The following is a 15,859-nucleotide window of genomic DNA, read 5'->3' as shown; positions in this document are numbered from 1 at the left end:
GGCGCGATGAACGCACAAACCGAGTTTCTGTCGATCGTTGGCCCCGCGGGCCAGCTGGAGCTGGCGATCGACCGCCCCACGGAAGCGGCGCGAGGCACCGCCGTGATTGCCCACCCCCATCCCTTGCACGGTGGCACGCTGACCAACAAGGTGGTCCAGACCCTGGCGCGGGCCTGCGTGCAAGCCGGCTGGACCGCGGTGCGCTTCAACTTTCGCGGAGTCGGCCAGAGCGAGGGTGTCTACGACGAAGGGCGCGGCGAGCTCGACGATCTGATGGCGGTGATCGAGGCGCAGGCGCCAAGCGGCCCGCTGTGCCTGGCCGGCTTTTCGTTCGGCTCTTTCGTGACCAGCCATGCCGCCGCCCGGCTGCACGACTCGCGGGACATTCAGCACCTGGTGCTGATCGGGACCGCGGCCAGCCGTTTCGAGGTGGCGCCGGTGGCGGCGGAACTTCATGCCCGCACGCTGGTCGTTCATGGCGAGCAGGACGACACGGTGCCCTTGTCGTCCGTCATGGACTGGGCCCGCCCCCAATCGCTGCCGGTGCTGGTGGTGCCCGGTGGCGGCCATTTCTTCCACGGCCAGCTCCCGTTGTTGCGGGATCTGGTGCTGCGTCACCTGCGGGCCTGACCGCTCGCGGGTTCTCTTGTTTTCCCCTTTGAAGGACCGGATTTTGTTGCGTCGTCTCTTTTCCCGTTTTCTGTTGTGCCTGTCCCTCGGTGTGATGGTGCCCGCGCTGGCGCAGATGCCCGCCCCGCCCGAGGTGGCCGCGCGCGCCTACCTGCTGCTGGACGCGACCTCCGGCCAAGTGCTCGCCTCCAAGGACCCGGACCAGGCGGTCGAGCCCGCGTCGCTGACCAAGCTCATGACTGCCTACCTGGTGTTTGACGCGCTCAAGGCCGGCAAGATCAGCCTCACCCAGACCTTTGGCGTGAGCGAGCGCGCCTGGAAGATGCCCGGATCGCGCATGTTCATCGACCCCAAGATGCAGGTGCCGGTGGAGGATCTGATCAAGGGCATGATCGTGCAGTCGGGCAACGACGCGACGGTGGCGCTCGCCGAGGGCGTGGCCGGGTCGGTCGAACGCTTCGTGCAGCTCATGAACGAACAGGCCAAGGCCCTGGGCATGGCGTCCACCACCTACCGCAACGTGGAAGGCCTCACCGAAGCCGGTCATACCACCACCGCGCGCGACTTGGCCACGCTGCGCCACGCGCCTGATGGCCGACTTCCCCCAGTACGTGCCGTACTACGCCATCCAGCGCTACCGCTACCCGGGCACGCCCGCCGCCAACGACACCAACCGCAACCTGCTGCTGTTCCGCGACCCGAGCGTGGACGGCCTGAAAACCGGGCACACCAACGCGGCCGGCTATTGCCTGGTCGCCACCGCGCGCCGGCAGGTGCCAGGCCTGGGTGAGGGTGCCCAAGGGCAGCGGCGCCTGATCAGCGTGCTGCTGGGTGCATCCAGCGAAAACGCCCGCGCCGCCGAAAGCCAGAAACTGCTCAACTGGGGCTACACCGCGTTCGACGCCGTGCGCCTGATCCCCGTTGGTCAGCCGGTGGCGACGCCCCGCATCTGGAAGGGCAAGGCCGATCAGGTCCGCCTGGGCCGGGCCGAAGGCGTGGTTGTGTCGGTGCCCGCGGGCGAGGGCGCCAAGCTCAAGTCCGAGGTGGTCCGCCCCGATCCGCTGGTGGCGCCCCTGATGAAAGGGCAGTCCGTCGGCACGCTGCGCGTGACCACCGCCAGCGGCGCCACGGTGGCTGAAATCCCGTTGACCGTGCTCGAGACGGTCGAGGAAAGCGGCATCTTCGGCCGCGCGTGGGACGCGATCCGCCTCTGGATCCAGTGACGCTTCGAGCTCCACGGCCCTTCCGAGGGCTCGCATTGTCAGAAAATCGGCCACGTGCTACAGTAGAGGGCTTTTCGGAATCTTCCGAGGAGTTTTCGTTTTCGCTTTTTTCAAACGTTTAGGGACGTTTTAATGCCAACCATCAATCAACTCGTGCGCCACGGCCGGGAGGTCGAAAAGACCAAATCCAAGAGCCCGGCCATGGAAAACTCTCCGCAGCGTCGCGGTGTGTGCACCCGTGTGTACACCACGACCCCCAAGAAGCCCAACTCCGCTCTGCGCAAGGTTGCCAAGGTGCGCCTGACCAACGGTTTTGAGGTGATCTCCTACATCGGCGGTGAAGGCCACAACCTCCAGGAACACAGCGTCGTGCTGGTCCGTGGCGGTCGTGTCAAGGACTTGCCCGGTGTGCGTTACCACATCGTGCGCGGTTCGCTCGATCTGCAAGGCGTGAAAGATCGCAAGCAGTCGCGCTCCAAGTACGGTGCCAAGCGCCCCAAGAAGGCCTGATCGTTCGAAATTTCCGGTGTTTGTTCCGCCTGGCAGGTGGTTCAAGCGCAGTGGCCCACAACACGGAATGGTCCGTGCGGGTCGAGTAAGTGAGAGTTTTGCATGACTCTCGCGGCCCCTGAAAAGGTGCCAACTGAAGCAATATGAGGTGAAAAAATGCCACGTCGTCGCGAAGTCCCTAAACGTGAAATCCTGCCGGATCCCAAGTTCGGCAATGTCGAGCTCTCCAAGTTCATGAACGTGATCATGGAAGGCGGCAAGAAGGCAGTCGCCGAGCGCATCATTTACGGTGCGCTGGAGCAGATCGAGAAGAAGAGCGGCAAAGATCCGGTCGAAATCTTCTCGGTCGCCATCAACAACGTCAAGCCCATGGTGGAAGTGAAGTCCCGCCGCGTGGGCGGTGCCAACTACCAGGTGCCGGTCGAAGTCCGGCCCGTGCGTCGTCTGGCCCTGTCCATGCGCTGGATCAAAGAGGCTGCCCGCAAGCGCAGCGAGAAGTCCATGGCCCTGCGCCTGGCGAACGAGCTGATCGAGGCCACCGAAGGCCGTGGCGGCGCCATGAAGCGGCGTGATGAAGTGCACCGCATGGCCGAAGCCAACAAGGCCTTCAGCCACTTCCGCTTCTGATCCGGGCTGCCGTCCAGTAGAGCATCCAGAACCGAGAGCCCGCATTCCCTGAATCAGGGGAGCGGGCTCGTCCCCTTTTCGGAGTATTTCCATGTCCCGCACCACGCCCCTTGAGCGTTATCGCAACATCGGTATTTCCGCGCACATCGATGCCGGCAAGACCACCACCACCGAACGCATCCTGTTCTACACCGGTGTGAACCACAAGATCGGCGAAGTTCACGATGGCGCCGCCACCATGGACTGGATGGAGCAGGAGCAGGAGCGTGGCATCACGATCACCTCGGCTGCCACCACCTGCTTCTGGAAGGGCATGGACCTGTCCTACCCCGAGCACCGCTTCAACATCATCGACACCCCCGGCCACGTGGACTTCACCATCGAGGTGGAGCGTTCCATGCGCGTGCTGGACGGCGCCTGCATGGTGTACTGCGCCGTGGGCGGCGTGCAGCCGCAGTCGGAAACTGTTTGGCGTCAGGCCAACAAGTACAAGGTGCCCCGCCTCGCGTTCGTCAACAAGATGGACCGCACCGGCGCCAACTTCTTCAAGGTCTATGACCAGATGCGTCTGCGCCTGAAGGCCAACCCTGTGCCGATCGTGATCCCGATCGGCGCCGAAGACAACTTCAAGGGCGTGGTCGACCTCATCAAGATGAAGGCGATCATCTGGGACGAGGCGTCCCAAGGCATGAAGTTCGAGTTCCAGGACATCCCGGCCGAACTGCAGGCGCAAGCCGAAGAATGGCGCGAGAAGATGATCGAGGCCGCCGCCGAATCCAGCGAAGAGCTGATGAACAAGTACCTTGAGGAAGGCAACCTGACGGAAGCCGAGATCAAGCAAGGCATCCGTGCGCGCACGCTGGCCACCGAAATCCAGCCGATGCTGTGCGGCACCGCGTTCAAGAATAAGGGCGTGCAGCGCATGCTCGACGCCGTGATCGACTTCCTGCCCTCGCCAGTGGACATTCCTCCCGTGGGCGGCACCGATGACAACGAGGAGCCCACCTCGCGCAAGGCGTCCGACGACGAGAAGCTGTCCGCCCTGGCGTTCAAGCTGATGACCGACCCGTACGTGGGCCAGCTCACGTTCGTGCGCGTGTACTCCGGCGTGCTCAAGAAGGGCGACTCGGTCTACAACCCGGTCAAGGGCAAGAAGGAGCGCATCGGTCGTATCGTGCAGATGCACGCGAACAACCGCCTGGAAGTGGAAGAAATCCGCGCCGGCGACATCGCTGCCTGCGTGGGCCTCAAGGACGTGACGACGGGTGAGACCCTGTGCGATCCGGACGCCATCATCATGCTCGAGCGCATGGTCTTCCCCGAGCCCGTGATTGCGCAGGCCGTGGAACCCAAGACCAAGGCCGACCAGGAAAAGATGGGCATTGCGCTGCAACGCCTGGCTTCCGAAGATCCTTCGTTCCGCGTCAAGACCGACGAAGAGTCCGGCCAGACCATCATCTCTGGCATGGGCGAGTTGCACCTGGAAATCATTGTCGACCGCATGAAGCGCGAGTTCGGCGTGGAAGCCAACGTCGGCAAGCCCCAGGTGGCTTACCGCGAAACCATCCGCAAGAGCGTGGACGAAGCCGAAGGCAAGTTCGTGCGCCAGTCGGGCGGTAAGGGTCAGTACGGCCACGTGGTGTTCAAGATCGAACCCAACGAAGCCGGCAAGGGCTTCGAATTCGTGGACGCCATCAAGGGCGGCGTGGTGCCGCGCGAGTACATCCCGGCGGTGGAAAAGGGCGTGATCGAGGCGCTCAACGCCGGTGTGCTGGCGGGCTTCCCCGTCGTGGACGTCAAGGTCACGCTGCACTTCGGTTCGTACCACGACGTGGACTCGTCCGAAATGGCGTTCAAGATGGCCGCCATCTTCGGCTTCAAGGAAGGTTGCAAGAAGGCCAGCCCGGTCATCCTGGAACCCATGATGGCCGTGGAAGTGGAAACGCCTGAAGACTACGCCGGCAACGTGATGGGCGATCTGTCCAGCCGTCGCGGCATGGTGCAGGGCATGGAAGACATGGTGGGCGGCGGCAAGGCCATCAAGGCCGAAGTGCCCCTGTCCGAAATGTTCGGCTACTCGACCACGCTGCGCTCGATGTCGCAAGGCCGTGCCACGTACACGATGGAGTTCAAGCATTACTCCGAAGCGCCGCGCAACGTGTCCGAAGCCATCGTGGCTGCACGCGCGAAGTAAATACCTTGGGGGTGGGGCGCTTTCGGGCGCGCTGTCCCCAATTGATCAGCCGGTCTGCGACCATGCGCCGCCCTGTTCCCGTGCGGGGCGATCCAGCAGTGTGGTGCAGACCTTAAACCGTGACACGGGTTTGTTCTTTAGGAATTGAAAATGGCAAAAGAGAAATTTGAGCGGACCAAGCCGCACGTGAACGTGGGCACGATTGGTCACGTGGACCATGGCAAGACGACGCTGACGGCGGCGATCACGACGGTGCTGGCGGCCAAGTTCGGCGGCGCGGCCAAGGCCTACGACCAGATCGATGCGGCACCGGAAGAGAAGGCGCGCGGCATCACGATCAACACCGCGCACGTGGAATACGAGACGGCCAACCGCCACTACGCCCACGTGGACTGCCCCGGCCACGCCGACTACGTCAAGAACATGATCACCGGTGCCGCCCAGATGGACGGCGCCATTCTGGTGTGCTCGGCCGCTGACGGCCCGATGCCCCAGACCCGCGAGCACATCCTGCTGGCGCGCCAGGTGGGCGTGCCTTACATCATCGTGTTCCTGAACAAGTGCGACATGGTCGACGACGCCGAGCTGCTCGAGCTGGTCGAGATGGAAGTGCGCGAGCTGCTGGACAAGTACGACTTCCCGGGCGACGCCACCCCCATCATCCACGGCTCGGCCAAGCTCGCCCTGGAAGGCGACAAGGGCAAGCTGGGCGAAGAAGCCATCATGAAGCTGGCTGACGCGCTGGACACCTACATCCCCACGCCCGAGCGCGCGGTGGACGGTGCCTTCCTGATGCCGGTGGAAGACGTGTTCTCCATCTCGGGCCGCGGCACCGTGGTGACGGGCCGTATCGAGCGCGGCATCATCAAGGTCGGCGAAGAAATCGAGATCGTGGGCATCTCCGCCACGCAGAAGACGACCTGCACGGGCGTGGAGATGTTCCGCAAGCTGCTGGACCAGGGCCAGGCGGGCGACAACGTGGGTATCCTGCTGCGCGGCACCAAGCGCGAAGACGTGCAGCGCGGCCAGGTGCTGTGCAAGCCCGGCTCGATCAAGCCGCACACGCACTTCACGGGTGAGGTGTACGTGCTGTCCAAGGACGAAGGTGGCCGTCACACGCCGTTCTTCAACAACTACCGTCCGCAGTTCTATTTCCGCACGACCGACGTGACCGGCTCGATCGAGCTGCCCGAAGGCAAGGAAATGGTGATGCCGGGTGACAACGTGTCGATCACGGTCAAGCTGATCGCCCCGATCGCCATGGAAGAAGGCCTGCGCTTTGCCATCCGCGAAGGCGGCCGCACCGTCGGCGCCGGCGTCGTCGCAAAAATCATCGCGTAAGGAGCGGGTATGTCCACCAAACAAAAAATCCGCATCCGCCTCAAGGCCTTCGACTACAAGCTGATCGACAGCTCGGCCGCCGAGATCGTTGACACCGCCAAGCGCACCGGCGCGATCGTCAAGGGCCCCGTGCCCCTGCCGACCCGCATGAAGCGCTTCGACATCCTGCGCTCGCCGCACGTCAACAAGACCAGCCGCGACCAGCTCGAAATCCGCACCCACCAGCGTCTGATGGACATCGTGGACCCGACCGACAAGACGGTCGACGCCCTGATGAAGCTCGACCTGCCGGCTGGTGTGGACGTCGAAATCAAGCTGCAGTAAGTTTCTCGCTTGAGCACCGTCGGGCCAGTCGCCCGGCGGTGCTTGCAGAGAAAAAGCCCGCCGGTTATACTGGCGGGCTTTCCGGCTTCTGGTCGGAGATTTCGTGGTGCCGTTTGATCCTGAATCATCGGCCCTTAGCGCGGAGCCTCGGTTCCGCACCATCAGCCCCGGCCAATTGAAGTCGGGAACGGAGAAAACAATGAGTCTTAGCAACTCCCTCGGGTTGTTGGGTCGCAAGGTGGGCATGATGCGTCTGTTCACCGATGACGGGGACGCAGTGCCTGTCACGGTGGTCGATGTGTCGAACAACCGTGTGACGCAGGTCAAAACCCTGGCCCATGACGGCTACGACGCGCTGCAGGTCACCTTTGGTGCCCGCCGTGCCTCCCGCGTGACCAAGCCCGAAGCGGGCCACCTGGCCAAGGCCGGTGTCGAAGCGGGTGAAATCATCCAGGAATTCCGCGTCGCCTCCGACGTCGCTGCCCAGTACCAGCCCGGTGCCGTGGTGGCCCCCAATGCGATCTTCGCGGCGGGTCAGAAGGTGGACGTGCAAGGCACCTCGATCGGTAAAGGCTTCGCCGGCACCATCAAGCGCCACAACTTCAGCTCGCAGCGCGCCTCGCACGGCAACAGCCGTTCGCACAACGTGCCGGGCTCCATCTCCATGGCCCAGGATCCGGGTCGCGTGTTCCCCGGCAAGAAGATGACCGGGCACATGGGCGATGTGACCAAGACCATCCAGAACCTCGACATCGTGCGCGTGGACGAAACCCGTCAACTGCTCATGATCCGCGGCGCCGTTCCCGGCTCCAACGGCGGTTTCGTGACCGTGCGTCCCGCCATCAAGGCCAAATCCGGCAAGGGAGCAAACTGATGCAAGTTGAACTCCTGAACGACCAGGGTCAAGCCTCGTCCAACGTGGACGTGCCCGAGACCGTGTTTGGTCGCGACTACAACGAAGCCCTGATCCACCAGCTCGTGGTGGCTTATCAGGCGAACGCCCGTCAAGGTACGCGTGCACAAAAAGACCGCCAGATGGTCAAGCACTCGACCAAGAAGCCGTTCAAGCAGAAGGGCACCGGCCGCGCACGCGCCGGTATGACGTCTTCGCCGCTGTGGCGCGGGGGCGGTCGCATTTTCCCGAACAGCCCTGACGAAAACTTCACCCAGAAGCTCAACAAGAAGATGTACCGCGCCGGCATGGCGTCCATCTTCTCGCAGCTCGTGCGTGAAGGCCGTCTGGCCGTGGTCGATTCCCTGAAAGTGGACTCGCCCAAGACCAAGCAGCTGGCCGACAAATTCAAAGCCATGAACCTGCAATCGGTGCTGGTGATCGCCGAGGAAGTCGACGAGAACCTGTACCTGGCTTCGCGCAACCTGCCCAACGTGCTGGTGGTCGAGCCGCGTTACGCCGATCCGCTGTCGCTGGTGCATTACAAGAAGGTCATCGTCACCAAGGCGGCGATCGACCAGCTCAAGGAGATGTTCGCATGAGCGTCACGAAATACGACGAAGGTCGCCTGATGCAGGTCCTCGTGGCACCGATCGTGTCCGAGAAGGCCACCCAGGTTGCCGAGCAAACCAACGCCGTGATGTTCAAGGTGTTGCGTGATGCCTCCAAGCCCGAGATCAAGGCGGCCGTTGAACTGATGTTCAAGGTCCAGGTCAAGGGCGTTTCCGTGCTCAACCAGAAGGGCAAGTCCAAGCGCTTTGGCAAGACCGTCGGTCGTCGCGACCACGTTCGCAAGGCCTATGTGACGCTGATGCCCGGTCAAGAGCTGAACTTCGGCGGAGAGGGCGTTTAATCATGGCAGTCATCAAGATGAAACCGACTTCGCCAGGCCGTCGCGGCATGGTGAAGGTCACGCGTGACCAACTGCACAAGGGTGCGGGTTTTGCGCCCCTGCTGGAGCCCCAATTCCAGAAGGCCGGCCGCAACAACAACGGTCACATCACCACCCGCCACAAGGGCGGTGGTCACAAGCACCACTACCGTGTGGTCGATTTCCGTCGCAACAAGGACGGCATCCCGGCCAAGGTCGAGCGCATCGAGTACGACCCGAACCGCACGGCGCACATCGCGCTGCTGTGCTACGCCGACGGCGAGCGCCGCTACATCATCGCCCCGCGTGGCGTTGAAGTGGGCGCAACCTTGCTGTCCGGCTCGGAGTCGCCGATCCGCGTGGGCAACACCCTGCCGATCCGCAACATCCCGGTCGGTTCGACCATCCACTGCATCGAGCTGCAGGTCGGCAAGGGCGCGCAAATCGCCCGTTCCGCCGGCGCCTCGGCTGTGCTGCTGGCCCGCGAAGGCATCTACGCCCAGGTGCGCATGCGCTCGGGTGAAGTGCGCAAGGTCCACGTGGATTGCCGCGCCACCATCGGCGAAGTGTCCAACCAGGAACACAGCCTGCGCCAGTTGGGCAAGGCCGGTGTGAAGCGTCACATGGGCATCCGCCCGACCGTTCGCGGTACCGCGATGAACCCGATCGACCACCCGCACGGTGGTGGTGAAGGCAAGACCGGCGAAGGCCGCGCTCCGGTGGATCCGTGGGGCAACCTGACCAAGGGCTATCGCACCCGCAACAACCGCCGCACGCAGTCGATGATCGTCTCGCGTCGCAAGAAGTAAAGGGTTGACAACATGACTCGCTCACTCAAAAAAGGTCCGTTTGTCGACCATCACCTGTTGGCCAAGGTTGAAAAAGCCCAAGCCACCAAGGACAAAAAGCCCGTCAAGACCTGGTCGCGCCGCTCGATGATCCTGCCCGATTTCATCGGCCTGACCATCGCCGTGCACAACGGCAAGCAGCACGTGCCCGTGTACATCACCGATCAGATGGTGGGACACAAGCTCGGCGAGTTCTCGCTGACGCGCACGTTCAAGGGCCACCCGGCCGACAAAAAAGCGAAGAAGTAAGGACTAACCATGGAAACCCGTTCAATCGTTCGAGGCGTTCGCCTCTCGGTCGACAAAGGCCGACTGGTTGCCGACCTGATTCGTGGCAAGAAGGTCGACCAGGCCCTCAACATCCTGGCGTTCACGCAGAAGAAGGCCGCTGGCATCGTCAAGAAGGCTCTTGAGTCCGCCATCGCCAACGCGGAACACAACGACGGCGCCGACATCGACGAACTGAAGGTCAAGACCATCTACGTCGAGCAAGGCACCACGCTCAAGCGCTTCTCGGCCCGCGCCAAAGGCCGCGGCAACCGCATCAGCAAACCCACGTGTCACATCTACGTGACGGTTGGCAACTGAAGAGGTCACAGGAATATGGGACAGAAAATCAACCCCACCGGGTTCCGCCTCGCAGTTTCCCGCAACTGGGCCAGCCGCTGGTACGCGAGCAACCGTGACTTCGCCGGCATGCTGGCCGAAGACATCAAGGTGCGCGAGTACCTCAAGGGCAAGCTGAAGAACGCCGCCGTTTCGCGCGTCGTGATCGAGCGCCCCGCCAAGAACGCCCGCATCACCATCTACTCGGCGCGTCCGGGCGTGGTGATCGGCAAGAAGGGCGAGGACATCGAGAAGCTGAAGAAGGAACTGGCCGCCAAGCTGGGCGTGCCGGTTGCGGTCAACATCGAAGAAGTGCGCAAGCCCGAAATCGATGCCAAGCTGATCGCCGACAGCATCACGCAGCAGCTCGAGAAGCGCATCATGTTCCGCCGCGCCATGAAGCGCGCGATGCAGAACGCCATGCGCCTGGGCGCACAGGGCATCAAGATCATGTCGTCGGGCCGTCTCAACGGCATTGAAATCGCTCGTTGCGAGTGGTACCGCGAAGGTCGCGTGCCGCTTCACACCCTGCGCGCCGACATCGACTACGGCACGTCCGAAGCCAAGACCACCTACGGCATCATCGGTGTCAAGGTCTGGGTCTACAAGGGCGACACCCTGGGCCGCAACGATGCGCCCGTGGTGGCCGAGCCGCGTGTGGAAGAAGAGCGTCGTCCGCGTGGTCCGCGCCGCGAGCGTCCGGCAGGTCCTCCTGCCCGCGCCGCAGTTCGCCGCCCTGGCGCCAATGCCGCTCCGGCCGATGGCAGCGACAAGCCTGCCGAAGCCACCGGCACCGAAACCAAACCCGCCGTTAAGCGCGTTCGCAAAGACGCCGCGCCCGCATCTGCAGCTGCGGACGGCAAAGGAGAATAAACATGTTGCAACCTGCTCGCCGCAAGTTCCGTAAAGAACAAAAAGGCCGCAATACCGGCGTCGCCACCAGTGGCGCCACCGTCGCGTTCGGCGACTTCGGCCTGAAGTCGACCGACCGCGGTCGTCTGACGGCTCGCCAGATCGAGGCCGCACGCCGTGCGATCTCCCGTCACGTGAAGCGTGGCGGCCGCATCTGGATCCGCGTGTTCCCGGACAAGCCGATCTCCCAGAAGCCTGCCGAAGTCCGTATGGGCAACGGCAAGGGCTCGGTGGAGTACTACGTGGCCGAGATCCAGCCTGGCAAGGTGCTCTACGAAATCGTGGGCGTGCCCGAACAGCTGGCCCGCGAGGCATTCACGCTGGCGGCCGCCAAGCTTCCGTTGCGCACCACGTTCGTGACGCGCATGTTGGGTCAGTGATTCAGGAGAACACAAGATGAAAACTGCTGAACTGCGCCAAAAGGATGTGGCCGGCCTCGAAGCCGAAGTGAAGGCACTGCAAAAGGCCCACTTCGGTCTGCGCATGCAAAAAGCCACGCAACAACTCAACAACAACGCCACGCTGGGTGACACCCGCCGTGCGATCGCTCGCGCCAAGACCATTCTGGCCGAGAAGCAGCGCGCCGCCGCCGCGGCCAAATAAGGAGTGACCATGACGGAAGCTAAAACATCCCTCAAGCGCACCTTGGTTGGCAAGGTGGTCAGCGACAAGCGTTCCAAGACCGTGACGGTGTTGGTGGAGCGCCGTGTGAAACACGAGCTCTACGACAAGATCGTGGCGAAGTCCAGCAAGTACCACGCTCACGACGAAAAGAGCGAGTACAAGATGGGCGACGTGATCGAGATCACCGAGAGCCGTCCGCTGTCCAAGACCAAGAACTGGGTCGCCACGCGCCTGGTGCAAAAGGCCGCGCTGGTCTGAGCCCCATTGCGTTGCTTGCAGCGCAGATCGAAAAAGCGACCGACAATCCGGTCGCTTTTTCTTTTCCGGCCCGGCATGAACGGGCCTTCCAGCCACGGCCTGCGGGCCACACAACGAGGAGCACGACATGATCAAAGTTGGTGACAAGATTCCGGCGGCCACGCTGATGGAATACAGCGAAGTCGAAGGCAATGGCTGCAGCATCGGCCCGAACCCGGTGGACGTGCAGAAGGCGTCGGCGGGCAAGACGATCGCCGTGTTCGCGCTGCCCGGTGCGTTCACGCCGACCTGTTCCGCCAAGCACGTGCCGGGCTTTGTCCAGCACGCCGCCGACTTCAAGGCCGCGGGCGTGGACGAGATCTGGTGCCTGAGCGTGAACGACGCTTTCGTGATGGGCGCCTGGGCGCGCGATCAGAAGACGGGTGACAAGGTGCGCATGCTGGCCGACGGCAGCGCCGATTTCGCCAAGGCCACGGGCCTGACCCTGGACCTGACCGGCCGCGGCATGGGCCTGCGCAGCAACCGTTACTCGATGCTGGTCAAGAACGGCGTGGTGCAGTCGCTGAACGTGGAAGGCCCCGGCAAGTTCGAGGTGAGCGACGCCGACACCCTGCTGGCCCAGGCCAAAGCCGGCGCCTGATCCGCCACCCAAGAAAAAAGCCGCCGGTGTCGCCACCTGGCGGCTTTTTTGTGGGCGCTTGTCCGGCTAGAGATCGACCTTGAGGTAATGCGCACCCGGAATGGGGTTGTGGTAATACGGCGCCACCTCGACAAAACCCATCTCCTGGTACAGCGCGCGCGCCGTTTCCATGTCGCTCAGGGTGTCGAGCAGCATGGTGGTGTAGCCCGACAGCTGGCCGTCCGACAGCACGCGCTCCACCAGCAGGCGGCCCAGGCCGAAGCCGCGAAAGGCCGGGCGCACGAACAGGCGCTTCATCTCGCAGGCGTTGAGGTGGTCGGTGTTGTAGAGCGGGCGCATGGCGCAGCAGCCGGCGGGTTCGCCGTCCACGCAGGCCAGCAGCAGCGTGCCCGCCGGTGGGGCGTAAGCGCCGGGCAGTTCGGCGAGCTCGGCGTCGAAGCCCTGGAAGCACAGGTCGATGCCCAGTCCTGCCTGGTATTCCAGGAAGAGCTGGCGAACGGTCTGCAGATCGTCGGGAAACTGGGCCGGTCTCAGCGAGATCACGGCGGTTCCGGTGTCGGTCATGGCGGTGGGGAGGGCGGGCGCGAGGCCCGGTGGGTGGCGTGGCTGCCACTATACGACAGCATGGGCCGACCGCCGCCTCAGAAGGCGTTGCCCAGGCTGACCAACCAGCTCACCGCCGCGGCGCACAGGCCAAGCACCACCAGGGCCAGCAGGCGCGTGCCCGCCGTGTCGCGGGTGCTGGGCACGGGGACCGGCACCTGCTTGTCGCCCACCACCATGGGGCGCACGAGGCCCTGCTTCTTCACCCACTTGTAGTAGGCGATGGCCAGCAGGTGCAGGCCCACGAGCACGAAGACGATGAGCTTGCCGACTTCCTTGTGGTAACCGGTCGCCAGCGACACCGTTTCGCCCGAGACGAAGCGCACCAGCGGGCCGAAGAAGGCGATCTCGTCGTCGCTCATGAGACCGGTGCCCACTTGGGCGGCGAGGATCAAGAGGAGCGCGAAGACCGAGAGGGCCCCCAGCGGGCTGTGGCCCACCGAGTGCTCGGGCCGGCCCCGTCCCCGGAGGTAGGCCACCAGCGACGAGGGGGCATAGATGAAGCGGGTGAAGCGCGACCAGTGGCCGCCGATGAAGCCCCAGACCAGGCGGAACAGCAGCAGGGTCAACACCGCGTAGCCCAGGCGAAGGTGCCAGTTCATCCAGTTGCCGCCGATGCTGCCGGTGACGATCAGCCCGATGACGCAGGCCGCGAGCAGCCAGTGGAACAGACGGGTGGGCAGGTCCCAGACGCGGATGGTGTGCATGGTGATCGTGGAGGGTTGGATTCGGAATCGAGGAATAGAGAAGGTATATCGGAAAACGTTCCAGTGGAACTTTCGCCGATTCCCTACACTCCTGAGCGGGTGGCTCCCGGAGCCACGCCGCAACGCCCCACAACCTCCTCAGGAGTTTTCATGAAAATAATCGCTCCCCTCGCCTTGGCCCTGGCCTTCGGCACCCTGTCGGCACCCGCCTTCGCGCAATTCCAGAAGCCCGAAGACGCGGTGAAGTACCGCAAGGGCGCCTTGACCGTGATGGCCAACCACTTCAGCCGCATCGGTGCGATGGCCAACGGCCGCGCGCCCTTCGATGCCAAGGTGGCCGCCGAGAGCGCCGCGATCGTGGAGACCATGAGCAAGCTGCCGTGGGAAGGCTTCGTGCCGGGCACCGACAAGGGCGACACCGGCGCCTTGCCCGTGATCTGGACCGAACAGGCCAAGTTCAAGGAGAACTCGGAGAAGCTCCAGAGCGCCACCGCCCAGCTGGCGGCCGCCGCGAAAACGGGCAACCTCGACAGCGTGAAGACCGCGTTCGGCGCCACGGCCCAGACCTGCAAGGCCTGCCACGACGCGTTCCGCAAATAAGACGGATCGCCTCCAAACAAAAAGGCCGGGAACGATCCCGGCCTTTTTTCATGGAAGCTCGCGCGTGAAGGTTCAGGCCTGCTGGGCCAGCAGCTCTTCGATCAGCTTGTGCAGCGCGGGAAAATCGGGTTCCCCCACATAGCGTTTGACGATGCGGCCCTGTTTGTCCACCAGGTAGGTGGTGGGCGTGAGCTTGACGTCGCCCCATTGCTTGGCGATGTCGCCGGTGTTGTCCAGCGCGACCTTGAAGGGCAGCTGGCGCGACTGCGCGAAGTTGAGCACCCAGGCCGGCGGGTCGTACTCCATCGCCACGGCCACGGTCTCGAAGCCCTGTCCCTGGTACTTCTGGTACGTGGCGACGATGGAGGGCATTTCCTTCACGCAGGTGACGCAGGTCGTGGCCCAGAAATTCACCAGCGTGACCTTGCCCTTGAGGTCGGCGGTGGTGGCCTTGCTGCCATCGAGCAGCACGAAGGTGGATTCGGGCGCCGCGTCGCGGCCCGCGCAACCCGCCAAGCCCAGGGCGCCGAGGGCACCCAGCGCGGCGGCCGCTTGAAGGGTGCGCCGGCGGTGCTGGCCGCGGGGGCTGAGATCGGTCATTGTCTTTTCACTTCCCGGGGGCTACATTGCCCCACGTCATTCATTGAACAGCTTGCTTCCCGGAGGAACCGCCATGCAGCGCCGCCAGTTTACCCAGTCCACCACCGCGATGATCGGCCTTCTGGTCCTCGCCGCCCATCAGCAGGCCAGGGCCTTGTCCTTGGGCGATCTCACCGAAGGCGACGCCAGCCAGGGCATCAAGGTGGCCCTGGAAAAGGGCGCGCTGGCCGCGGTGGCCTTGCTGGGCAAGACGGATGGATTCCTGGGCAACCCAAAAGTTCGGATTCCCTTGCCCGGATTTCTCGAGGATGCGTCCAAGCTGCTCAAGATGACCGGCCAGGGCAAACGGGTCGACGAACTCGTCACCAGCATGAACCGGGCTGCCGAGGCGGCCGTGCCGATGGGGCGCGATGTGCTGGTGGGGGCGGTGAAGTCCATGAACGTGACCGACGCCAAGAACATCCTGGGCGGGGGCGACAACGCCGTGACGCAGTTCTTTGCTGAAAAAACGCGCAGCCCGCTGGGCGAGAAGTTCCTGCCCATCGTGACCAAGGCCACAGAGAAGGTGGGTCTGGCGAACCAGTACAACAAGGTGGCTGGCAAGGCCGCGGGCATCGGGCTGGTCAAGTCGGAAGACGCCAACATCCAGCGCTACGTCACCGGCAAATCGCTCGACGGGCTCTACACCATCATTGGCGAGGAAGAGCGCAAGATCCGCCAGGACCCGGTGGGCACCGGCAGCGCCATCCTGAAAAAGGTCTTTGGCACCTTGAAGTAAGCGCCTCCTTG

The 15,859-nt window shown here is 63.7% G+C and carries 22 protein-coding genes and 1 pseudogene; 20 read left to right on the top strand and 3 right to left on the bottom strand.

Going from position 1 to position 15,859, the window contains the following annotated elements:
- The first annotated feature begins 6 nt into the window (after positions 1-6).
- The 18 genes and pseudogenes from ACFJGX_RS02470 (at position 7) to ACFJGX_RS02385 (ending at position 12,560) form a co-directional block, all read left to right on the top strand.
- A complete protein-coding gene (locus ACFJGX_RS02470; protein ID WP_382322839.1) occupies positions 7-630 on the top strand; it encodes an alpha/beta hydrolase in 624 nt (207 codons plus the stop codon).
- A 94-nt stretch (positions 631-724) separates the two neighbouring features.
- Positions 725-1,853 (top strand): annotated as a pseudogene (locus ACFJGX_RS02465) (D-alanyl-D-alanine carboxypeptidase family protein).
- Positions 1,854-1,985: 132 nt separating this feature from the next.
- Positions 1,986-2,363 carry a 30S ribosomal protein S12 gene (gene rpsL, locus ACFJGX_RS02460; protein ID WP_068169701.1) on the top strand — a complete coding sequence of 126 codons (378 nt, stop codon included), beginning with the start codon at positions 1,986-1,988 and terminating at the stop codon, positions 2,361-2,363.
- A gap of 156 nt (positions 2,364-2,519) precedes the next feature.
- Positions 2,520-2,990, top strand: coding sequence for a 30S ribosomal protein S7 (gene rpsG / locus ACFJGX_RS02455; protein ID WP_137918320.1), 471 nt, complete (start codon positions 2,520-2,522; stop codon positions 2,988-2,990).
- A 91-nt stretch (positions 2,991-3,081) separates the two neighbouring features.
- The gene (gene fusA / locus ACFJGX_RS02450; protein ID WP_291116159.1) at positions 3,082-5,184 is read left to right on the top strand and encodes an elongation factor G; all 2,103 of its coding nucleotides are present in this window, start codon (positions 3,082-3,084) and stop codon (positions 5,182-5,184) included.
- A gap of 150 nt (positions 5,185-5,334) precedes the next feature.
- Positions 5,335-6,525, top strand: a complete 1,191-nt coding sequence (tuf, locus tag ACFJGX_RS02445) for an elongation factor Tu (protein ID WP_382162668.1) — start codon at positions 5,335-5,337, stop codon at positions 6,523-6,525.
- Between the two features lie 9 nt (positions 6,526-6,534).
- A complete protein-coding gene (gene rpsJ, locus ACFJGX_RS02440) occupies positions 6,535-6,849 on the top strand; it encodes a 30S ribosomal protein S10 (RefSeq protein WP_056266806.1) in 315 nt (104 codons plus the stop codon).
- A 199-nt stretch (positions 6,850-7,048) separates the two neighbouring features.
- Positions 7,049-7,723: a 50S ribosomal protein L3 gene (gene rplC / locus ACFJGX_RS02435; protein ID WP_137918338.1), complete on the top strand. Its 675-nt coding sequence runs from the start codon at positions 7,049-7,051 to the stop codon at positions 7,721-7,723.
- Positions 7,723-8,343 (top strand): 50S ribosomal protein L4, encoded by a 621-nt coding sequence (gene rplD / locus ACFJGX_RS02430; protein WP_291114572.1) that lies wholly within the window; start codon positions 7,723-7,725, stop codon positions 8,341-8,343. Before rplC ends, rplD begins: the two co-directional genes overlap by 1 nt.
- Positions 8,340-8,654, top strand: a complete 315-nt coding sequence (gene rplW / locus ACFJGX_RS02425; RefSeq protein WP_068174618.1) for a 50S ribosomal protein L23 — start codon at positions 8,340-8,342, stop codon at positions 8,652-8,654. The genes rplD and rplW overlap by 4 nt, the downstream gene beginning before the upstream one ends.
- Positions 8,655-8,656: 2 nt before the next feature.
- Positions 8,657-9,481, top strand: a complete 825-nt coding sequence (gene rplB / locus ACFJGX_RS02420; protein WP_291114567.1) for a 50S ribosomal protein L2 — start codon at positions 8,657-8,659, stop codon at positions 9,479-9,481.
- 12 nt (positions 9,482-9,493) lie between these two features.
- Positions 9,494-9,769 (top strand): 30S ribosomal protein S19, encoded by a 276-nt coding sequence (gene rpsS, locus ACFJGX_RS02415; protein WP_204735724.1) that lies wholly within the window; start codon positions 9,494-9,496, stop codon positions 9,767-9,769.
- A 9-nt stretch (positions 9,770-9,778) separates the two neighbouring features.
- Positions 9,779-10,108 (top strand): 50S ribosomal protein L22, encoded by a 330-nt coding sequence (gene rplV, locus ACFJGX_RS02410; protein ID WP_137918325.1) that lies wholly within the window; start codon positions 9,779-9,781, stop codon positions 10,106-10,108.
- Positions 10,109-10,123: 15 nt separating this feature from the next.
- A complete protein-coding gene (gene rpsC, locus ACFJGX_RS02405; protein WP_291114559.1) occupies positions 10,124-10,999 on the top strand; it encodes a 30S ribosomal protein S3 in 876 nt (291 codons plus the stop codon).
- Between the two features lie 2 nt (positions 11,000-11,001).
- Positions 11,002-11,418, top strand: a complete 417-nt coding sequence (rplP, locus tag ACFJGX_RS02400) for a 50S ribosomal protein L16 (RefSeq protein WP_066089098.1) — start codon at positions 11,002-11,004, stop codon at positions 11,416-11,418.
- Positions 11,419-11,434: 16 nt separating this feature from the next.
- Entirely contained in the window at positions 11,435-11,641 is a 207-nt protein-coding gene (gene rpmC / locus ACFJGX_RS02395) for a 50S ribosomal protein L29 (RefSeq protein ID WP_291114553.1), read from the top strand.
- Positions 11,642-11,650: 9 nt separating this feature from the next.
- Positions 11,651-11,920 carry a 30S ribosomal protein S17 gene (gene rpsQ / locus ACFJGX_RS02390; protein WP_291114550.1) on the top strand — a complete coding sequence of 90 codons (270 nt, stop codon included), beginning with the start codon at positions 11,651-11,653 and terminating at the stop codon, positions 11,918-11,920.
- Between the two features lie 127 nt (positions 11,921-12,047).
- On the top strand, positions 12,048-12,560 hold the full coding sequence (locus ACFJGX_RS02385; protein WP_382322840.1) for a peroxiredoxin: 513 nt from the start codon (positions 12,048-12,050) through the stop codon (positions 12,558-12,560).
- Positions 12,561-12,626: 66 nt separating this feature from the next.
- On the opposite strand, the gene ACFJGX_RS02380 is transcribed toward ACFJGX_RS02385, so the two are convergent.
- Together ACFJGX_RS02380 and ACFJGX_RS02375 are read right to left on the bottom strand one after the other, a co-directional pair.
- Positions 12,627-13,124: a GNAT family N-acetyltransferase gene (locus tag ACFJGX_RS02380; RefSeq protein WP_291114544.1), complete on the bottom strand. Its 498-nt coding sequence runs from the start codon at positions 13,122-13,124 to the stop codon at positions 12,627-12,629.
- Positions 13,125-13,201: 77 nt separating this feature from the next.
- Positions 13,202-13,870: a cytochrome b/b6 domain-containing protein gene (locus tag ACFJGX_RS02375; RefSeq protein WP_382322841.1), complete on the bottom strand. Its 669-nt coding sequence runs from the start codon at positions 13,868-13,870 to the stop codon at positions 13,202-13,204.
- Between the two features lie 150 nt (positions 13,871-14,020).
- Between ACFJGX_RS02375 and ACFJGX_RS02370 the strand changes: the two genes are divergently transcribed.
- On the top strand, positions 14,021-14,470 hold the full coding sequence (locus ACFJGX_RS02370; RefSeq protein WP_382163149.1) for a c-type cytochrome: 450 nt from the start codon (positions 14,021-14,023) through the stop codon (positions 14,468-14,470).
- A gap of 72 nt (positions 14,471-14,542) precedes the next feature.
- Here the strand turns inward: ACFJGX_RS02370 and ACFJGX_RS02365 are convergent, their stop codons facing one another.
- Complete coding sequence (locus ACFJGX_RS02365) at positions 14,543-15,070, bottom strand: TlpA family protein disulfide reductase (RefSeq protein WP_382163147.1); 528 nt, start codon at positions 15,068-15,070, stop codon at positions 14,543-14,545.
- Between the two features lie 73 nt (positions 15,071-15,143).
- On the opposite strand from ACFJGX_RS02365, the gene ACFJGX_RS02360 reads away from it, so the two are divergent.
- Complete coding sequence (locus ACFJGX_RS02360; RefSeq protein ID WP_382322842.1) at positions 15,144-15,848, top strand: DUF4197 domain-containing protein; 705 nt, start codon at positions 15,144-15,146, stop codon at positions 15,846-15,848.
- The last annotated feature ends 11 nt before the right edge of the window (positions 15,849-15,859 follow it).

It is taken from the genome of Hydrogenophaga sp. UC242_50 (genome assembly GCF_042697355.1).
Taxonomy (GTDB): Bacteria; Pseudomonadota; Gammaproteobacteria; order Burkholderiales; family Burkholderiaceae_C; genus Hydrogenophaga.
Note: the sequence above shows the minus strand (reverse complement) of the source record. Positions and strands in the feature narration are given on the sequence as shown.

Coding starts and splice junctions, on each gene's coding strand:
- rpsJ (WP_056266806.1), top strand. CDS start 6,535: ATGTCCACCAAACAAAAAATCCGCATCCGCCTCAAGGCCTTCGACTAC.
- ACFJGX_RS02365 (WP_382163147.1), bottom strand. CDS start 15,070: ATGACCGATCTCAGCCCCCGCGGCCAGCACCGCCGGCGCACCCTTCAA.
- ACFJGX_RS02385 (WP_382322840.1), top strand. CDS start 12,048: ATGATCAAAGTTGGTGACAAGATTCCGGCGGCCACGCTGATGGAATAC.
- rplD (WP_291114572.1), top strand. CDS start 7,723: ATGCAAGTTGAACTCCTGAACGACCAGGGTCAAGCCTCGTCCAACGTG.
- rplB (WP_291114567.1), top strand. CDS start 8,657: ATGGCAGTCATCAAGATGAAACCGACTTCGCCAGGCCGTCGCGGCATG.
- rpsC (WP_291114559.1), top strand. CDS start 10,124: ATGGGACAGAAAATCAACCCCACCGGGTTCCGCCTCGCAGTTTCCCGC.
- rplV (WP_137918325.1), top strand. CDS start 9,779: ATGGAAACCCGTTCAATCGTTCGAGGCGTTCGCCTCTCGGTCGACAAA.
- ACFJGX_RS02380 (WP_291114544.1), bottom strand. CDS start 13,124: ATGACCGACACCGGAACCGCCGTGATCTCGCTGAGACCGGCCCAGTTT.
- tuf (WP_382162668.1), top strand. CDS start 5,335: ATGGCAAAAGAGAAATTTGAGCGGACCAAGCCGCACGTGAACGTGGGC.
- rpsQ (WP_291114550.1), top strand. CDS start 11,651: ATGACGGAAGCTAAAACATCCCTCAAGCGCACCTTGGTTGGCAAGGTG.
- rpsL (WP_068169701.1), top strand. CDS start 1,986: ATGCCAACCATCAATCAACTCGTGCGCCACGGCCGGGAGGTCGAAAAG.
- fusA (WP_291116159.1), top strand. CDS start 3,082: ATGTCCCGCACCACGCCCCTTGAGCGTTATCGCAACATCGGTATTTCC.
- ACFJGX_RS02470 (WP_382322839.1), top strand. CDS start 7: ATGAACGCACAAACCGAGTTTCTGTCGATCGTTGGCCCCGCGGGCCAG.
- ACFJGX_RS02370 (WP_382163149.1), top strand. CDS start 14,021: ATGAAAATAATCGCTCCCCTCGCCTTGGCCCTGGCCTTCGGCACCCTG.
- rpsG (WP_137918320.1), top strand. CDS start 2,520: ATGCCACGTCGTCGCGAAGTCCCTAAACGTGAAATCCTGCCGGATCCC.
- ACFJGX_RS02375 (WP_382322841.1), bottom strand. CDS start 13,870: ATGCACACCATCCGCGTCTGGGACCTGCCCACCCGTCTGTTCCACTGG.
- rpmC (WP_291114553.1), top strand. CDS start 11,435: ATGAAAACTGCTGAACTGCGCCAAAAGGATGTGGCCGGCCTCGAAGCC.
- rplW (WP_068174618.1), top strand. CDS start 8,340: ATGAGCGTCACGAAATACGACGAAGGTCGCCTGATGCAGGTCCTCGTG.
- rplC (WP_137918338.1), top strand. CDS start 7,049: ATGAGTCTTAGCAACTCCCTCGGGTTGTTGGGTCGCAAGGTGGGCATG.
- ACFJGX_RS02360 (WP_382322842.1), top strand. CDS start 15,144: ATGCAGCGCCGCCAGTTTACCCAGTCCACCACCGCGATGATCGGCCTT.
- rpsS (WP_204735724.1), top strand. CDS start 9,494: ATGACTCGCTCACTCAAAAAAGGTCCGTTTGTCGACCATCACCTGTTG.
- rplP (WP_066089098.1), top strand. CDS start 11,002: ATGTTGCAACCTGCTCGCCGCAAGTTCCGTAAAGAACAAAAAGGCCGC.